This window comes from Pseudomonas sp. NY15435 (assembly GCF_048068295.1).
Classification (GTDB): domain Bacteria; phylum Pseudomonadota; class Gammaproteobacteria; order Pseudomonadales; family Pseudomonadaceae; genus Pseudomonas.
The window spans coordinates 455,377-470,893 of record NZ_JBLUQA010000006.1 but is presented as its reverse complement, the minus strand read 5'-3'; the positions used below and the strand labels follow the sequence as shown (position 1 = coordinate 470,893).

The 15,517-nt window shown below is 65.1% G+C and carries 17 protein-coding genes and 1 pseudogene; 8 read left to right on the top strand and 10 right to left on the bottom strand.

All coding sequences use genetic code 11. From position 1 onward, the window contains the following. From ACNFH5_RS17610 to ACNFH5_RS17590, 5 genes are all read right to left on the bottom strand, one after another. A partial coding sequence (locus ACNFH5_RS17610; RefSeq protein ID WP_416748070.1) for a hypothetical protein occupies window positions 1-236 on the bottom strand: 236 nt, incomplete at its 3' end. Between the two features lie 302 nt (window positions 237-538). Continuing rightward, window positions 539-1,282, bottom strand: a complete 744-nt coding sequence (gene hutC, locus ACNFH5_RS17605) for a histidine utilization repressor (protein WP_416748069.1) — start codon at window positions 1,280-1,282, stop codon at window positions 539-541. Between the two features lie 236 nt (window positions 1,283-1,518). Further along, entirely contained in the window at window positions 1,519-3,234 is a 1,716-nt protein-coding gene (gene recJ, locus ACNFH5_RS17600; RefSeq protein ID WP_416748067.1) for a single-stranded-DNA-specific exonuclease RecJ, read from the bottom strand. Between the two features lie 153 nt (window positions 3,235-3,387). After that, window positions 3,388-3,927 (bottom strand): YaeQ family protein, encoded by a 540-nt coding sequence (locus ACNFH5_RS17595; protein WP_045209899.1) that lies wholly within the window; start codon window positions 3,925-3,927, stop codon window positions 3,388-3,390. A 61-nt stretch (window positions 3,928-3,988) separates the two neighbouring features. Then, the gene (locus ACNFH5_RS17590; protein ID WP_416748065.1) at window positions 3,989-5,167 is read right to left on the bottom strand and encodes a diguanylate cyclase; all 1,179 of its coding nucleotides are present in this window, start codon (window positions 5,165-5,167) and stop codon (window positions 3,989-3,991) included. 260 nt (window positions 5,168-5,427) lie between these two features. On the opposite strand from ACNFH5_RS17590, the gene ACNFH5_RS17585 reads away from it, so the two are divergent. The 3 genes and pseudogenes from ACNFH5_RS17585 (at window position 5,428) to ACNFH5_RS17575 (ending at window position 7,395) form a co-directional block, all read left to right on the top strand. Then, entirely contained in the window at window positions 5,428-6,627 is a 1,200-nt protein-coding gene (locus ACNFH5_RS17585; RefSeq protein ID WP_416748063.1) for a CaiB/BaiF CoA transferase family protein, read from the top strand. 129 nt (window positions 6,628-6,756) lie between these two features. Beyond that, window positions 6,757-6,864, top strand: a pseudogene (locus ACNFH5_RS17580) (AbrB/MazE/SpoVT family DNA-binding domain-containing protein); the annotation flags it as partial. Between the two features lie 336 nt (window positions 6,865-7,200). Beyond that, a complete protein-coding gene (locus ACNFH5_RS17575; protein ID WP_416748061.1) occupies window positions 7,201-7,395 on the top strand; it encodes a hypothetical protein in 195 nt (64 codons plus the stop codon). A 20-nt stretch (window positions 7,396-7,415) separates the two neighbouring features. Here ACNFH5_RS17575 and ACNFH5_RS17570 read toward each other — a convergent pair whose 3' ends face one another. Together ACNFH5_RS17570 and ACNFH5_RS17565 are read right to left on the bottom strand one after the other, a co-directional pair. Further along, the gene (locus ACNFH5_RS17570) at window positions 7,416-8,102 is read right to left on the bottom strand and encodes a GntR family transcriptional regulator (protein ID WP_416748059.1); all 687 of its coding nucleotides are present in this window, start codon (window positions 8,100-8,102) and stop codon (window positions 7,416-7,418) included. A gap of 72 nt (window positions 8,103-8,174) precedes the next feature. Further along, window positions 8,175-8,909, bottom strand: coding sequence for an SDR family NAD(P)-dependent oxidoreductase (locus ACNFH5_RS17565; protein WP_024765199.1), 735 nt, complete (start codon window positions 8,907-8,909; stop codon window positions 8,175-8,177). Window positions 8,910-8,911: 2 nt separating this feature from the next. On the opposite strand from ACNFH5_RS17565, the gene ACNFH5_RS17560 reads away from it, so the two are divergent. From ACNFH5_RS17560 to ACNFH5_RS17545, 4 genes are all read left to right on the top strand, one after another. Next, window positions 8,912-9,109, top strand: coding sequence for a hypothetical protein (locus tag ACNFH5_RS17560; protein WP_416748057.1), 198 nt, complete (start codon window positions 8,912-8,914; stop codon window positions 9,107-9,109). A 109-nt stretch (window positions 9,110-9,218) separates the two neighbouring features. Continuing rightward, window positions 9,219-10,247, top strand: a complete 1,029-nt coding sequence (locus ACNFH5_RS17555) for an ABC transporter substrate-binding protein (protein WP_416748055.1) — start codon at window positions 9,219-9,221, stop codon at window positions 10,245-10,247. Window positions 10,248-10,348: 101 nt separating this feature from the next. After that, entirely contained in the window at window positions 10,349-11,434 is a 1,086-nt protein-coding gene (locus ACNFH5_RS17550) for a phosphotransferase (protein WP_416748053.1), read from the top strand. Beyond that, a complete protein-coding gene (locus ACNFH5_RS17545) occupies window positions 11,431-12,753 on the top strand; it encodes an aspartate aminotransferase family protein (RefSeq protein ID WP_416748052.1) in 1,323 nt (440 codons plus the stop codon). Before ACNFH5_RS17550 ends, ACNFH5_RS17545 begins: the two co-directional genes overlap by 4 nt. 77 nt (window positions 12,754-12,830) lie before the next feature. Here ACNFH5_RS17545 and ACNFH5_RS17540 read toward each other — a convergent pair whose 3' ends face one another. From ACNFH5_RS17540 to ACNFH5_RS17530, 3 genes are all read right to left on the bottom strand, one after another. Beyond that, window positions 12,831-13,292 carry a sn-glycerol-3-phosphate transporter gene (locus ACNFH5_RS17540; protein ID WP_416748051.1) on the bottom strand — a complete coding sequence of 154 codons (462 nt, stop codon included), beginning with the start codon at window positions 13,290-13,292 and terminating at the stop codon, window positions 12,831-12,833. A 20-nt stretch (window positions 13,293-13,312) separates the two neighbouring features. Then, window positions 13,313-13,774, bottom strand: coding sequence for a glycine zipper 2TM domain-containing protein (locus tag ACNFH5_RS17535; protein ID WP_416748050.1), 462 nt, complete (start codon window positions 13,772-13,774; stop codon window positions 13,313-13,315). A 114-nt stretch (window positions 13,775-13,888) separates the two neighbouring features. Further along, complete coding sequence (locus tag ACNFH5_RS17530; protein ID WP_416748048.1) at window positions 13,889-14,818, bottom strand: LysR family transcriptional regulator; 930 nt, start codon at window positions 14,816-14,818, stop codon at window positions 13,889-13,891. Between the two features lie 96 nt (window positions 14,819-14,914). Between ACNFH5_RS17530 and ACNFH5_RS17525 the strand changes: the two genes are divergently transcribed. Then, entirely contained in the window at window positions 14,915-15,514 is a 600-nt protein-coding gene (locus ACNFH5_RS17525) for a short chain dehydrogenase (RefSeq protein ID WP_416748046.1), read from the top strand. The last annotated feature ends 3 nt before the right edge of the window (window positions 15,515-15,517 follow it).

The following is a 15,517-nucleotide window of genomic DNA, read 5'->3' as shown; positions in this document are numbered from 1 at the left end:
TTCGGGTTCTCGGCGACTTCCGGGTCGAGGTTGTTCATCAGCATGCGCAGCGGCGCTTCGGTCAGCCAGCTCTTGGCGTTCAGTTGGGTGCCGCGCGGGGCACGGATTTCGGTATCACGGTAACGGCCGGTGGAGCTCATCTGGACTTCCTCGATGCAGGGGTGGCACCACGCTGGAAGGCAGTCCGGCGCGGCGGAAACGGGTGAATAGAAGGCAACGGGCATTACCGTACTCATCTACTGTCACCTGATAAGTGTAAAACCTTATATCAACCTGTATATACAAGCTAATGCAAAGCGAGGGCCAAATAGGCTGACGGCGTGCCGGGAGCTCAGCCACATGCCGAAAATGTTGTTTTATTTCAAATAGATAGAAATCTTACGCGCAGGCAGGCGACGCCCCTCGCCACGGGCAGCAGCGAGCGAAGACGGCGAGAAAGGGAGGAGAAAAAGTAACAGCGCGGTGCACAGGGGTAACAAAACGGTGCACCAATAGAGACAGCGGGGCGGACTTTCCGCCCCGCGGGGATAACGGCTGATTACTGCCCGAAACGACCTTCGAGACGATAGCGCGACCCCGGATAGACCAGTCGCGCCGCCCCCACCTGCCCCTTCGCCGACCAGGTGCGGCGACGGATCAGCAGGCAGGCGTCGCCACGCTTGATGCGCAGCAGTTTGCAGTCGGCCGCTTCGGCGTTGATCGCCTCGACCACGTGCTCACCCTCGGTCAGCGGCGCCAGCTGGATCAGATAGGCGTAAGGAGTGATACGGGTGAAGTCCTGCTGCAGGTACTCCGGCGCCACCTCGGCATTGACGAAACGCTCCTCCAGTTGCACCGGTACTTCGTTCTCGTAGTGCACGACCACGGAATGGAAGATGCGCTGGACGTTTTCCAGCTCGAACGGCATCGCCAGGGTCGCGCCCTCAGCCAGTGGTTCCAGCAGCACGACTTCGCAACGGTGCTCATGCCCGCGCGCAGCAATCTCCTCGGCGATGTTGTGAATCTCGAAGAGTGCCGCATGCCCCTTCTGCTCGGCGACGAAGGTGCCCACGCCTTGCAGGCGCACCAGCACGCCTTCGATTGTCAGCTCGCGCAGGGCGCGGTTGATGGTCATCCGGCTCACGCCAAGCAGGGCGAACAGCTCGCTTTCCGAAGGCAGCTTGGAGTTGGGCTTCCAGACGCCGTTGCGGATCTGCTGCAGGATGATCTCCTTGACCCGCGCATACAGGGGCGCCGGGGTTTCCAGCGCGAACGCGGCCAGGGATGAATGATCTTGGGACACGGCAGCTCCTGAATCGGCGGGTAGCGGGCTAGCCGCCAGTTTACCCGGCGCTGCGCCTGCCGCCTACGCGCCGTCGCCGCGACGCCGAACCACGGGCAATAGCCCTACAGCCTGAAGACCGACCCGAGCACAGAATCATCCTGTAGGAGCGAGCTTGCTCGCGAACAGCCTCCGCTGCGGGGACCGGGTTCGCGAGCAAGCTCGCTCCTACAAAAAGCAGGTCAGCGCCAGTCGGCTCAGCGTGGCGCGATATGCGCCACCATCAACTGCACGGTCTCGTTGCCACGGAATTCGTTGACGTCCAGCTTGTAGGCCACTTCTGCCCAGCGCACGGTGGGATTCGGCCAGATTTCGCGGTCGATATTGAAGGCGATGGCATCCAGTTGCAGCGAGCCGCACTCGGTCTTGAGCACCAGCTTCAGGTGGCGCTCGCCGACCACGCGCTGCTGAACGATCTGGAAGATGCCGTGGAACAGCGGCTCGGGAAAATGCTGGCCCCAGGGGCCGGCCTGGCGCAGGGCGCGGGCCAGTTCCAGGTGGAACTCCTCGGCGCCCAGCTGGCCGTCGGAGAGCAGGCGTCCGGTAAGGTCTTCTTCATCGAGCTGGCGGCGCACTTCGGCATCGAAAGCAGCGGCGAAGGCACCGAAGTTTTCCTGCGGTAGCGACAGCCCGGCAGCCATGGCGTGGCCGCCGAACTTGCTGATCAGCCCCGAGTGGCGGGCGGCCACGGCATCCAGCGCGTCGCGGATGTGGAAGCCCGGAACCGAACGCGCCGAGCCCTTGAGCGTGCCGTCGCCGGCATCGGCGAAGGCAATGGTCGGGCGGTGGTAACGCTCCTTCAGGCGTGAGGCGAGAATGCCGATCACGCCCTGGTGCCATTCCGGGTCGAACAGGCACAGGCCGAAAGGCATCTCCTCCACGGGCAGTTCCTTGAGCTGGGCCAGCGCCTCACGCTGCATGCCCTGCTCGATGGCCTTGCGGTCCTGGTTGAGCTGGTCGAGCTGCACCGCCATGTCGCGGGCGACGCTTTCGTCTTCGCAGAGCAGCAGCTCTATCCCCAAGGACATGTCGTCCAGTCGGCCGGCGGCATTCAGGCGCGGCCCGAGGATGAAGCCCAGGTCCGTGGAGGTGATCCGCCGGCAATCGCGCCCAGCGACTTCCAGCAGCGCACGCAGTCCCGGACGGGCACGGCCGGCACGGATGCGCGCCAGCCCCTGGTGCACCAGGATACGGTTGTTGGCGTCCAGCGGCACCACGTCGGCGACGCTGCCCAGGGACACCAGGTCGAGCAGTTCGGCAAGGTTCGGCTCGGCGATGCCGCGCGCAGCGAACCAACCGCGTTCACGCAGGCGGGCACGCAGGGCGAGCATCACGTAGAAGATCACCCCCACGCCGGCCATGGCCTTGCTGGGGAACTCGCAGCCGGGCTGGTTCGGGTTGACGATAGCGTCGGCGGCGGGCAGCTCCGGCCCCGGCAGGTGGTGGTCGGTGACCAGCACACGCAGGCCGGCGGCCTTTGCAGCGGCTACGCCGTCGATGCTGGAGATGCCGTTGTCCACGGTCACCAGCAGTTCCGGGTGCTTTTCCAGCGCCACGGCGACGATTTCCGGGGTCAGGCCGTAGCCATATTCGAAGCGGTTGGGCACCAGGTAATCGACCCAGGCCGCGCCGAGCATGCGCAGCGCCAGCACGCCGACGCTGCTGGCGGTGGCGCCGTCGGCGTCGAAGTCGCCGACATAGAGAATCCGCTGGCCCTTTTCCAGCGCATCGACCAGCAGTTCCACCGCCGCGTCCACACCCTTGAGCTGCTGGTACGGGATCAGCCGCGCCAGGCCCTTGTCCAGCTCTTCGGCGCTCTGCACGCCACGGGCGGCGTAGAGGCGGGTCAGCAGCGGCGGCAGGTCACCCAGGTTGGGCAGGGTTTGCGGGAGGGGGCGGGATTCGATGCGCATGAAGTCCAACTATTCCTTTGTACTGGGTCTTGCGCCTTGCGAGCTAGAGCACGGCAAGGCGCGAACAGGCGCGGGACGCGGAGTTTGCTGCAGCAAATGAGCAGGCCCGCGCCTGTTCACAACGCAGCCGGGCCGACGCGCAGCTAGCGCAAATCAGCGCTCGCCCATCAGCCATTCGACTTGCAGCTCGTGCTGGCCACGCTCGTCGGTGACGAAGATGGTTCCTTCGCTGATCATCACGGTCCAGTTGATCGAACGCGGCAGGTCGCGGGAGATTTCCTCCAGCGCTTCCTGGGGCATGGCGACGACGTTGAGGTTCTTCAGGTGGCGCACGCTGTCGAGCACCTTGGTGGTCCACACGCGCAGGTTGCCGTAGGCGACCAGGGTCAGTTTTTCGCAGCGGCGCGAGCACCAGGTCAAGCGGTCGGCGTCCGGCTGGCCGACTTCGATCCAGTGCAGCACGCGGTCGTCCAGGCTCTTTTCCCAGAGCGAGGGTTCTTCCACGTCCGACAGGCCGCGTCCGAAAGCCAGCTGCTCGTTGTACCAGATGACATAGGCGAGCAGGCGCACCGCCAGGCGCTCCTCGGTTTCCGAGGGATGGCGGGCGACGGTGAAGCGCAGGGTCTCGTAGACCCCACGGTCGAGGTCGGTCAGGCTGATATCGGCTTTGTAGGGCGTGGCGGACAGGGCCATGGGGGTTCCCGGCGAATTTTCGAAGGCGGCAAGTCTACCGCGAAAGCGCCGGCGCCGTGGGTCAAGTGCGCGGACGTCGGTCGGTTCCCGGCTCCGGCGCGGCCAGCTCGATGCGGTTGCGGCCCTTGGCCTTGGCGGCGTAGAGCGCCTGGTCGGCCAGCGACAGCAGGCGCAACAGGTCATGGCCGGCCTCGCGGCTGGTGGCGATGCCAATGCTGACACTGAGCTGGCCCTCGGCCATGAACGGCAGCTCGGCGAACTCGCGACGCACCCGCTCAGCCACCTGGCACGCACCCTCGGTATCGGCGCCCACCAGCAGGCAGGCGAACTCTTCGCCACCGATGCGGGCGAATTGGTCGTGCTTGCGCATCCGCGAGGCGGTGATGCGGCTGAACTCCACCAGCACGCGGTCACCGGCGGGATGGCCGAAGGAGTCATTGAGGCGCTTGAAGTTGTCCAGGTCGCAGAGCAGCAGCGAGGCCTGTTCGCCGCGCTCCGAGCAGAGCCGCAGCAGGCGCTCGCCGGTTTCCATGAAGGCGCGGCGATTGCCCACGCCGGTCAGCGGGTCGCTCAGGGCGGCACTGCGGAACTGCAGTTCGGCGCGCTCCTTGACCATCGCCAGGGTGGCGAAGGCGATGCCGATGGCGAACAGCATGGTCTCGAAGACCAGGAAGGTGAAGAAGGTCGAGCCCTGGCCATTGTTGGCCACGCTCTCGAACGGCATGCCGCGGTCGACCACCAGGCGTACCGCGTAGACCAGGGTATGGAACAGCAGCAACGTCAGGGTCGGACGCAGCTCGACTTCCAGCTTCTGCCGGCTTCGCCACAGCTCGCCGATGGCCGCAGCGCAATAGATGACGGTAAGCCCCGTGCTGACGGCGATGCGCACGGCAAGTGATTCATGGAAGGCGGGGACCAGGCAGAGCACCGCCCAGAAGGTTGCCCCGGCACCTATCAGCAGCCAGTGCGGCCTGCGCCCGGCGAACACGCGCATGGACGTCCAGGTCATTGCCGAACACAGGTGCAGAATGACGTTACCAACCAGGATCGCTACCCAGTCGATCCCCATGCCGCGCAAGGTGGCAAGGAAAGTACCTACAGCGCCCAGCAGCAGCGCGGCACTCATGTAGCCCAGGGTTGGATCGCGGCGGCCACTGTGCCAGGCGAACGCCATCAGCACACCGACCAGGGTCAGCACGTAGAGGTCGACGACAACCAGCGTCGGCAGGTTCAGCGTCATGCAGCCCCCTCGCCACCCGCCTGCGCGCACTCGTCGAGGAATGCCGCCAGGCCTAGGGGCTGTCTGCAAATAGGCGAACGCATCACGGTGTACCTGTCCGAAAACGGGCGAGCTGAAGTAAGAAACATCCTTGAATGTCGCTACTCTACGCGTGCCAAAGGTCGGCGCAAAGCGCCGTTGCCAGGCGTCTGCCCGGCGGCCTGTTCGAAGCGCCGCACAAGCGTTAGAGTCCGGCGATTCCTCTCTGATCGGACAGACCGATGAACAGCACCGCCAAACCCCTCGCCGGCCTCAAGGTCATCGAACTCGGCACTCTGATCGCCGGCCCCTTCGCCTCACGCCTGTGCGCGGAATTCGGCGCCGAAGTCATCAAGGTCGAGTCGCCCGATGGCGGCGATCCGCTGCGCAAGTGGCGCAAGCTCTACGAGGGCACCTCGCTGTGGTGGTTCGTGCAGGCGCGCAACAAGCGTTCGCTGACCCTGAACCTCAAGCACGAGTCCGGTCGCGAGGTGCTGAAGAAGCTGCTGGCCGAAGCGGACATCCTGATCGAGAACTTCCGCCCCGGCGTGCTGGAAAAACTCGGCCTGGGCTGGGACGTGATCCACGCGTTGAATCCGAAACTGGTGATGGTGCGCCTGTCCGGCTTCGGCCAGAGCGGCCCCTACAAGGACCAGCCGGGCTTCGGCGCAGTGGGCGAGTCCATGGGCGGGCTGCGTTACATCACCGGTTTCGAGGACCGCCCGCCGGTACGCACCGGCATTTCCATCGGCGACTCCATCGCCGCGCTATGGGGCGTGATCGGTGCGCTGATGGCACTGCGTCACCGCGAGGTGAACGGCGGCGCCGGCCAGGTGGTGGACGTGGCGCTCTACGAGGCGGTATTCGCCATGATGGAGTCCATGGTTCCAGAGTTCGACGTGTTCGGCTTCATCCGCGAACGCACCGGCAACATCATGCCCGGCATCACCCCCTCCTCCGTGCACACCACGGCCGACGGCAAGCACGTGCAGATCGCCGCCAACGGCGACGCCATCTTCCGCCGCTTCATGACCGCCATCGGCCGCCTCGATCTCGCCGAAGACCCGACCCTGGCCAGCAACGACGGCCGCGATGCGCGGCGCGACGAGCTCTACGGCATCATCGACCGCTGGGCGCGCTCCGAATCGCTGGACACCGTGCTCAAGGTGCTCAACGAAGCCGAAGTGCCGGCCAGCCGCATCTTCTCCGCCGAGGACATGTTCAGCGACCCGCAATTCCTCGCCCGTGAGATGTTCCTCTCGGCCAAGTTGCCGGATGGCAAGCCTTTCCGCATGCCCGGCATCGTCCCCAAGCTCTCCGACACGCCCGGCAGCGCCGAGTGGATCGGGCCCAAGCTGGGCGAGCATACCGACGAAGTGCTTTCCGGATTGGGTTACGACGCAGCCGCCATCGCGGCGCTGCGCAAGGACGGCGCGGTCTGACACGAGACTTGTAGGAGCGAGCCTGCTCGCGAACCGTGCAGCGCCGAACTGATCGGTGAGACTGTTCGCGAGCAAGCTCGCTCCTACAGCCAGACCCCTCTTTCACAGGAGCCTCTAGGGAGGTCTGTCATGAAACAAGGCTCCGTTTTCCAGAGCAATCGCAGCCAGGCTATTCGCCCACCCAAAGCGGTGGCGCTGCCTGAAGAAGTGAAACGCGTCGATAGTGAGCCTGTAGGAGCGAGCTTGCTCGCGAAGGACTTCGCCGACTACCTCCGCGCCAAGCGGTTCGCGAGCAAGCTCGCTCCTACAGCCAGGCCTCCTCTTTCACTGGAGCCTCTAGGGAGGTCTGTCATGGGACAAGGCTCCGTTTTCCAGAGCAATCACAGCCAGGCCATTCGCCTACCCAAAGCGGTGGCGCTGCCTGAAGAAGTGAAACGCGTCGATAGGGAGCCTGTAGGAGCGAGCTTGCTCGCGAACCGTGCAACGCCGAACTGATCGGTGAGACTGTTCGCGAGCAAGCTCGCTCCTACAGCCAGGCCTCCTCTTTCACTGGAGTCTCTAGGGAGGTCTGTCATGGAACAAGGCTCCATTTTCCAGAGCAATCGCAGCCAGGCCATTCGCCTACCCAAAGCGGTGGCGCTGCCTGAAGAAGTGAAACGCGTCGATAGTGAGCCTGTAGGAGCGAGCTTGCTCGCGAAGGATTTCGCCGACCGCCTCCGCGCCAAGCGGTTCGCGAGCAAGCTCGCTCCTACAAGACGGCCGGTCTGACATCCGCGCGCCGAGATCGGTCAGCCCGCTTCCTGCTCCGGCTCTTCGTTCTGGGCGATGAACTCCAGCATCTTCTCGCTGCCGTCCAGCAGGTCGGCGTGGATAGCCTCGCGGGCAGCGGCGCCATTGCGCTCGCGCAGGGCGCGCAGAACGTCCCAGTGGTGCTCGATGGCCATGCGTTCGTTGAAGTCGGCATAGGCCTGGGCGATCAGCGGGCCGGTACGCATCCACAGGCTGTCGAGGAAGGCGCGCAGCAGCGGCATGCCGGCGATGTCGGCCAGGGCGAAGTGGAAGGCCTGGTTGAGCTTGAGCGCCAGCACCAGGTCATCGGCGTGTATCGCGTCGAGATTCTCGCGAATATTGGCCTCCAACTCGTCGAGCTGCCCGCCGCTGGCGCGTTCGGCGGCGGTTTCGGCGGCAAGGCCTTCGAGCGCCACGCGGATGCTGCGGATCTCCAGGTACTGCTCACGCGTCAGCAACGGCACGCGGATATCCCGCGGCGTCTTGAGGACCAGCGCCTGCTCCTTGGCCAGTTGCAGGATGGCGTCGCGCACCGGGGTGACGCTGGTGCCCAACTGCTGGGCCAGGTCACGGATGCGCAGGCGATCATCCGGCTTGAAACGGCCGGTGATCAGCGCCTCGCGCAGCAGCGCGTACACGCCACTGCCCAGGTAGGAATGATTGAGCCCTTCGATCGGGTAGTTCATGGCCGTCTCATCGCGTGGTGCGGAATTCGGGCGCGCATGATGGTCGCTGATCGCGCCGAATGCCAGCCGGTTTCACACATGCTGCCCGCCGTTGACATGAATTTCCGCGCCGTTCACGTAGGACGCGCCGCTGGTGCAGAGGAAGTGGATGAGCGATGCGACTTCCTCTGGCTTGCCCAGGCGGTGCATGGGAATGTCGCGCTCGACGATCAGCTCGGTGCCCGAGGACAGGATGGCCGTATCGATCTCCCCTGGCGCAATCGCGTTCACCCGAACGCCGTGCGGGCCGAAGTCGTGGGCCATCTCGCGGGTCAGGGCCGCCAGTGCGGCTTTCGAGCAGGCGTAGGCGGCACCGGCGAACGGGTGTACACGGGAACCAGCGATAGAGGTGACGTTGATCACCGAGCCCTTGGCCGCCTTCAGTTCATCGAACAGGCCGCGGGCCAGCAGCGCGGTGGAGAACAGGTTGACATTGAACACCTTCAACCAGGTCGCGTAGTCACTGCCCAGCACGCCCAGGCGTTCACCTTCCGGGCCCTTGGGCGAAATGCCGGCGTTGTTCACCAGGGCGTGCAGCGAGCCACCAAGCTTCTCGCGGATCATCGGCAGGCTGGCCTGGACACTGTCGATGTCCTCCAGGTCCAGGTGGATGTGGTTGATCAGCCCTTCTGCCCAGGGGCATTCAGCGCTCCAGTCCTGGCGCGAGGCGGTGAACACGCGCCAGCCGGCGGCGTTGAAATGCTTCACCGTGGCATGGCCGATGCCGCGGCTGGCGCCGGTGAGAAGCAAGGTACGGGTCTGGTTCATAGATGCATTCCCTTTATCAAGTGCGCGCTGTTCGTTTGCGTCCGTGGACCAATGGCGCCAATAAAAACATGATGCATCATGTTTTGGAAGATGTTTTAATCGGCCCAGCTTGGTCCTCCAACCAGCTATCCGAACAACAACAAGAAACGGAGCAACTTCCCATGATCGACTTCACCCGTTCCGCCCGTTCCTCTCCCTGATGTCCGAGGGCACTGCCAGCCGGCCTTCCAGCTTGGTCCGGCGCATCGCCCCACTCTTGAAGCTGCCCTCTTATTCATGGGCCGGATTGGCCCGCTCAGGAGTCATCGCATGTTCAAGAAAGCCATAGCACTGATGATGTTGGCCGGCGGCGCCGCCCAGCTCCACGCCGAGACACTGACCGTGGTGTCCTTCGGTGGCGACAACAAGGTGGCCCAGGAAAAGGCCTTCTACAAACCCTTCGAGCAGCAGGCCAAGGTCACTGTCCAGGGCGCCGAGTACAACGGCGAGATGGCCAAGATCAAGGTCATGGCCGACACCGGCAAGACCAGCTGGGACGTGGTCGAGGTGGAGTCCCCGGAACTGATGCGCGGTTGCAGCGAAGGCCTGTTCGAGCAGCTCGACTGGTCCAAGCTCGGCAAGCAGGGCGATTTCCTCGATGCCGCCGTGAGCGATTGCGGTGTGGGCATCTTCATCTGGTCCACGGTGCTCACCTACGACGCCAAGAAGCTCGCCAGCGCGCCCACCGGCTGGGCCGACTTCTGGGACGTGAAGAAATACCCGGGCAAGCGCGGCCTGCGCCGTGGCGCCAAGTTCACCCTGGAATTCGCCCTGGAAGCCGACGGCGTGAAACAGGCCGACCTGTACAAGGTGCTGGGCACCAAGGAAGGCGTGGACCGCGCGTTCAAGAAGCTCGACGAGATCAAGCCGTACATCCAGTGGTGGGAAGCCGGCGCGCAACCGCTGCAGTGGCTGGCCGCTGGCGACGTGGTAATGACATCAGCCTACAACGGCCGCGTCGCCACCGCGCAGAAGGAAGGCCGTGACTTCGCCATCCAGTGGAACGGCAGCATCTACGACCTGGACCACTGGGCCATCGTCAAAGGCAGCCCGAAGAAGGACCTGGCCGAGCAGTTCATCGCCCTGGCCAACAAGCCTGAGCACCAGAAGGTCTTCGCCGAGAACATCCCCTATGGCCCGACCAACAAGAACACCATTCCGCTGATCGACGCCGCCATCGCGCCGAAGCTCCCCACTGCGCCGCAGAACCTGGAGAACGCGCGCGCCATGGACACCGAGTTCTGGATCGACCACGGCGAGGAACTGGAAACCCGCTTCAACGCCTGGGCAAGCAAGTAAGCCCGCCGCACCCGCCCGGCGCTGCGCCGGGCGGGCGCCACCGCAAGACCGTTTACCGCTGAACCTTGTTGTACCCGCTGAACCCTGCTGGAGATGTACCCGTGCCCCTCAACACCGCTCCCGTCCACGATCACCTGCTGGAAGCGGCCCCCGCTCAGGTGAGCGACGCCCAGGCCGCTGCCATCGCCGACGAATTCTTCGGCCAGCGCGGCACACTGAACCGCCTCGCCGGCGAACGCGACCTGAACTTCCACATCGCCCACGGCCATGGCGACGACCGCCTGCTGAAGCTCTCCCACCCGCTGGAAGACCCGCAGGTGGTGGACTTCCAGACCCGCGCCCTGCTGCGCGTCGAGGCCCTGGACCCGACGCTGGCAGTGCAGCGCGTCTATCCCTCGCTGAACGGCGAACACCAGATTTCCCTCACCGTCGATGGCCAGCCGATGATTGCCCGGCTGTTCTCCTTCGTCGACGGCGTTCCGCTGCACCGCGTCCCGCAACGCAGCCGCGCTCTGCGTGAGAACCTGGGCGACGACCTGGCCCGCCTCGGCCTGGCGCTCAAGGGCTTCGAGCACCCCGCCACCGCCGGCCATGAGCTGCTCTGGGACCTCAAGCACGCCTCGCGTCTGCGCAACCTGCTGACCTACATCGAAGACCGCGATCAGCGCGCCCTGGTCGAGCGCTTCCTCGATAACTTCGAGCGCCACGCCCTGCCACGCCAGGCCACTCTGCGCACCCAGGTCATTCATAACGACCTGAACCCGCACAATGTCATCGTCGACGCGCAGCACCCGGACCGGGTACGCAACATTCTCGACTTCGGCGACATGGTTCACGCGCCCCTGATCAACGACCTCGGTGTCGCCGCCGCCTACCAGGTCGGCGAACCGGACGCGCCGCTGGCCAGCGCCTGCGAGATGATCGCCGCCTACCATCGCCGCTGCCCGCTGCTGGACGAGGAACAGGAAATCCTCGCCGACCTGATCGCCACGCGCCTGATCATGACCCTGAGCATCACCGCCTGGCGCGCCAGCCTGCACCCCGAGAACCGCGACTACATCCTGCGCAACACCCGCCACGCCTGGCAGAGCCTGCAAGGGCTGGCCGGCCTCAGCCGAGAACAGGCGCAAGAGCAGATCATCGCGGCCTGTCGAGTCGCCAAGAAAGAAGAGGAGCCCCGTCCATGACCATGCCCAACGGCTTCAGCGCTGCCGACGCCGAGCGTCTGAGCGAACAGGAACGCCGCCTGATCGAGCGCCGCGCGCGCCTGCTCGGCCCGGCCTATCGGCTGTTCTACGAGCGCCCGCTGCACACCGTGCGCGGCGAGGGCGTGTGGCTCTACGACAACCAGGGCAACCGCTACCTCGACGCCTACAACAACGTCGCCTCCATCGGCCATTGCCACCCGCGCGTGGTGCAGGCCATCGCCGAGCAGGCCGCGGTGCTCAACACCCACACCCGCTACCTGCAGGAAGGTATCCTCGACTACGCCGAAGACCTGCTCGCCACCTTCCCCGACGGCCTGGACCAGGTGATGTTCACCTGCACCGGCAGCGAGGCCAACGACCTCGCGCTGCGCATCGCCCGCCAGTACACCGGCGGCACCGGGGTGATCATCACCCGCTTCGCCTATCACGGCGTCACCGGCACCATTTCCGAGCTGTCGCCCTCCCTCGGCGCCGGCATTACCCTTCCCGCCCACGCACGCACCGTGCTTGCGCCGGACACCTATCGGCTGGGTGCGGAGAACGTCGGCAAGCTGTTCGCCGATGACGTACGCGCCGCCATCGCCGACCTGCGCGCCCACGGCATCAAGCCCGCCGCGCTGCTGCTCGACGGCATCTTCGCCAGCGACGGCGTGCTGGCAGGCCCGGCCGGCTTCCTCGCCGAAGCGGTGAAGGTCGCGCAGGACGAAGGTTTGCTCTACATCGCCGACGAAGTGCAGAGCGGCTTCGCCCGTACCGGCGACGCCATGTGGGGCTTCCAGCGCCACGGCGTGCAACCGGACATCGTCACCCTCGGCAAACCCATGGGCAACGGCCAGCCCATCGCCGGCGTGGTGGTGCGCCCGGAAATCCTCGAAAGCTTCGGCCGCGAAGTGCGCTACTTCAACACCTTCGGCGGCAACCCGGTGTCCTGCGCGGCAGCCCAGGCGGTGCTCGACGTGATCCGTGATGAGAAGCTGCAGGAGCGTTCCCAGCGCATCGGCGCCTTCCTCGCCAACGGCATCCGCCAGTTGGCCGAGCGCCATGAGCTGATCGGCGACGTGCGCGGCGCGGGGCTGTTCCTCGGTGTCGAGCTGGTGTCGGATCGCGCCGCCAAAACTCCCGCCGCCAACCAGACCCGCCAGGTGGTCAACGCGATGCGCGAACGCGGGGTACTGATCAGCGCGGCAGGGCCGCTGGAGAACATCCTGAAGATTCGCCCGTTGCTGGCCTTCGAGCAGGAACACGCCGAGCTGTTCATCGATTGCCTCGACAAGGCACTGAAGGACGTTACCGCCTGACACTTTCCTCCTTCAGAAACGACGCGGGCCGCGATGCACATGCATCGCGGCCCGTTTCATTTCGACTGACAGAAAGGTCAGAAGCGCACGCCGACATTGACCATCGCCGCCGAGCCGCCCAGTACCACGAATTCGGCACCGACCGGCCCCAGATGCGCCCCGACCGAAGGAATGATCGCCGGGGCCACGCCGTAGCGGTTCAGCGGAATCTTGTCGCGGTAGTCGCCGCGATAGCCCTGCAACGCGCCACCGGTGACCTTGGCGTAGAACGGCGTACCTTCCCAGTCGAAGCGCTTGCCGGCGTAGACATAGTTGGAACGCTGGCTGAAGGAATTCTTGAAGGTCGCGCCGCCCCAGACAATGCCATCGGCGCGGTTGCGCTCCAGGCCGATCAGTTCCTGGTGGTTGTTGTGCTCCGGATCGTTGGTCCAGTGGGTGGTGTAGACGCTGGTCTGCAGGTACCAGAAGCCTCCGTCGTCATCGGCCATGGCGGTGCCACAGCCGACGGTCAGCAACAGAGCGATCAACAAACGGCGCATGCTGGGATCTCCGCGTCAGCTCAAAGGGTCACGCGGCTGGCGCCGTTGACGGACATGATGCGAACGCGATCACCAACGCGGAACTGCTGGGAGTCGACCGCCTGGACATAGGCGCGGGTAGCGCCATCGTCCTCGCGAACGACGATCTCGACGCCCTGGGTGCGGGTGATGCCCTCCTCCACGGCCGAGCCCGCTGCGCCGCCAGCGACGCCGCCGAGAATGGTGGTGATGGCCTTGCCGCGGCCGCCGCCGATGGAGTTGCCGGCGATGCCGCCGATTGCCGTGCCGGCCAGGGTGCCGATGGGCGTCTTGGTGCCTTCGATCTGCACCGGACGCAGGGATTCGACGGTGCCCATGCGCACGTTCTGCACGGCGCGAGCGTCAGCACGGGAGTAGGAAGAACCCGACAGGTTGGAAGCGCAGCCGCTCAGCAGAGCGGCGCTGGTGAACAGGGCAGTCAGCAGCAGAGTGGAACGGTTCATGGTGGTGTCCTCGGAAGGCTCTCAAAAGTGATGGTGAAAGCCTAACGATCGGTCCCTGAACTTCCCCTGAACCCTCTCTGAACCATCGCTGAACGAGGCTGAACGAATCCACGGTCACCCCTCGAGGGCGACCAACTGCATCCGGCTGCGCTCGAACCAGCGCAACAGGTAGTCCGCCAGCAGCTGCGTGCGACGTGGCAGGCGGCTCTGGTAAGGGTGGATGAGGAACACCGGTTGAGTCCGGGTCTGGTAGTCGCGCAGCAGCCAGACCAGGCTGCCATCAGCCAATTCCTGCTGAATCATGTAGGACGGCAGCCGGCTGATCCCTGCGCCGGCCAGCGCCGCCTTCTTCAGCAGGGTGTAGTGGTTGCTGGCCAGCAGGCCGTTCACCGTCACCCGAAACAGCTCGTGGTGCCGCTGGTAGAGCCAGACATCGCTGTCCTGATAGTGGGTGTTCTGCAGACAGGAATGCCGCGCCAGATCCGCCGGCACTTCGGGTGCGCCGTGTTCGACGAGATAGGCCGGCGTCGCGCAGGTCAGCTCCTGCAAGGCGAACAACGGCCGCGCCACCAGGCGCTCGTCCACCGCCAGGCTGCCTGAGCGGATCGCCAGGTCGAATCCGTCGGCGACCAGGTCGCGACGATCGTTGGACAGGTCAAGCTCCAGGCGAATGTCCGGGTACTGGCGGGAAAATTCCATCAACCAGGCATCGAAGAAGGTCTCGCCCAGGGACACCGGCACGCTCAGCCGCACCTTGCCCTGAGCCTCTTCCTGCAACGCCAGCACCGCCTGCCGCGCCCGCGCAGCCTGGGCGTTGAGCGCCTGGGCCTCAGGCAGCAGCGCGGCACCGGCAGCGGTCAGCGACAGGCGTCTGGTGGTGCGGTGCACCAGCGTTGCACCCAACGCCTGCTCCAGCGCGGAAATCCGTTTGGACAGCTGCCCCTTGCTGCAGCCGAGCTTCTCTGCCGCGCGGGTGAAGCTGCCGCATTCGAGCAGCACGGCAAAGGCGGAAAGGTCTTCCAGGTCGCTGGCGATTGTTTCCATATGAAAACCAAATGTTGTCGATTGGCTTGATTATCAAAACAGAAGTCCACTCTAGACTGAATTCACTTTCAGCCAAACCACTCAGTGGAGAGCCTCATGAAAATCATCCTGATCGGCGCCAGCGGCACACTCGGCCAGGCGGTCGCCAACGAACTGGCCCCGCGCCACGAGATTATCCGCGTCGGCCGCAACAGCGGCGATTACCGAGTGGACATCACCGACAGCGCCTCGATCCGCGCGTTGTTCGAGCAGATTGGCGGCTTCGATGCGCTGATCAGCGCCGCCGGCAAGGTGCACTTCGGTGCGCTCTCGGAAATGGGCGAAGCGGAAATGGCGATCGGTCTGAAGGACAAGCTGATGGGCCAGGTGAACCTGGTGCTGATCGGCAGCCAGTACGCCAACGACGGCGCCTCCTTCACCCTCACCACCGGCATCCTCAGCGAACAGCCCATCGTGCTGGGCAGCTCGGCCAGCCTGGTCAACGGCGCAGTGGAAGGCTTCGTTCGCAGCGCCGCCCTGGAACTGCCGCGTGGCCAGCGGATCAACGCGGTGAGCCCGAACGTGCTGGTAGAGTCGATGGAGGGTTATGCACCGTTCTTCCGAGGCTTCAGGCCGGTGCCGGCCGCCGACGCCGCCCTGGGCTTCGCCCGCAGCGTGGAAGGCAAGCAGAGCGGTCAGGTGTACAAGATCTGGTAAACC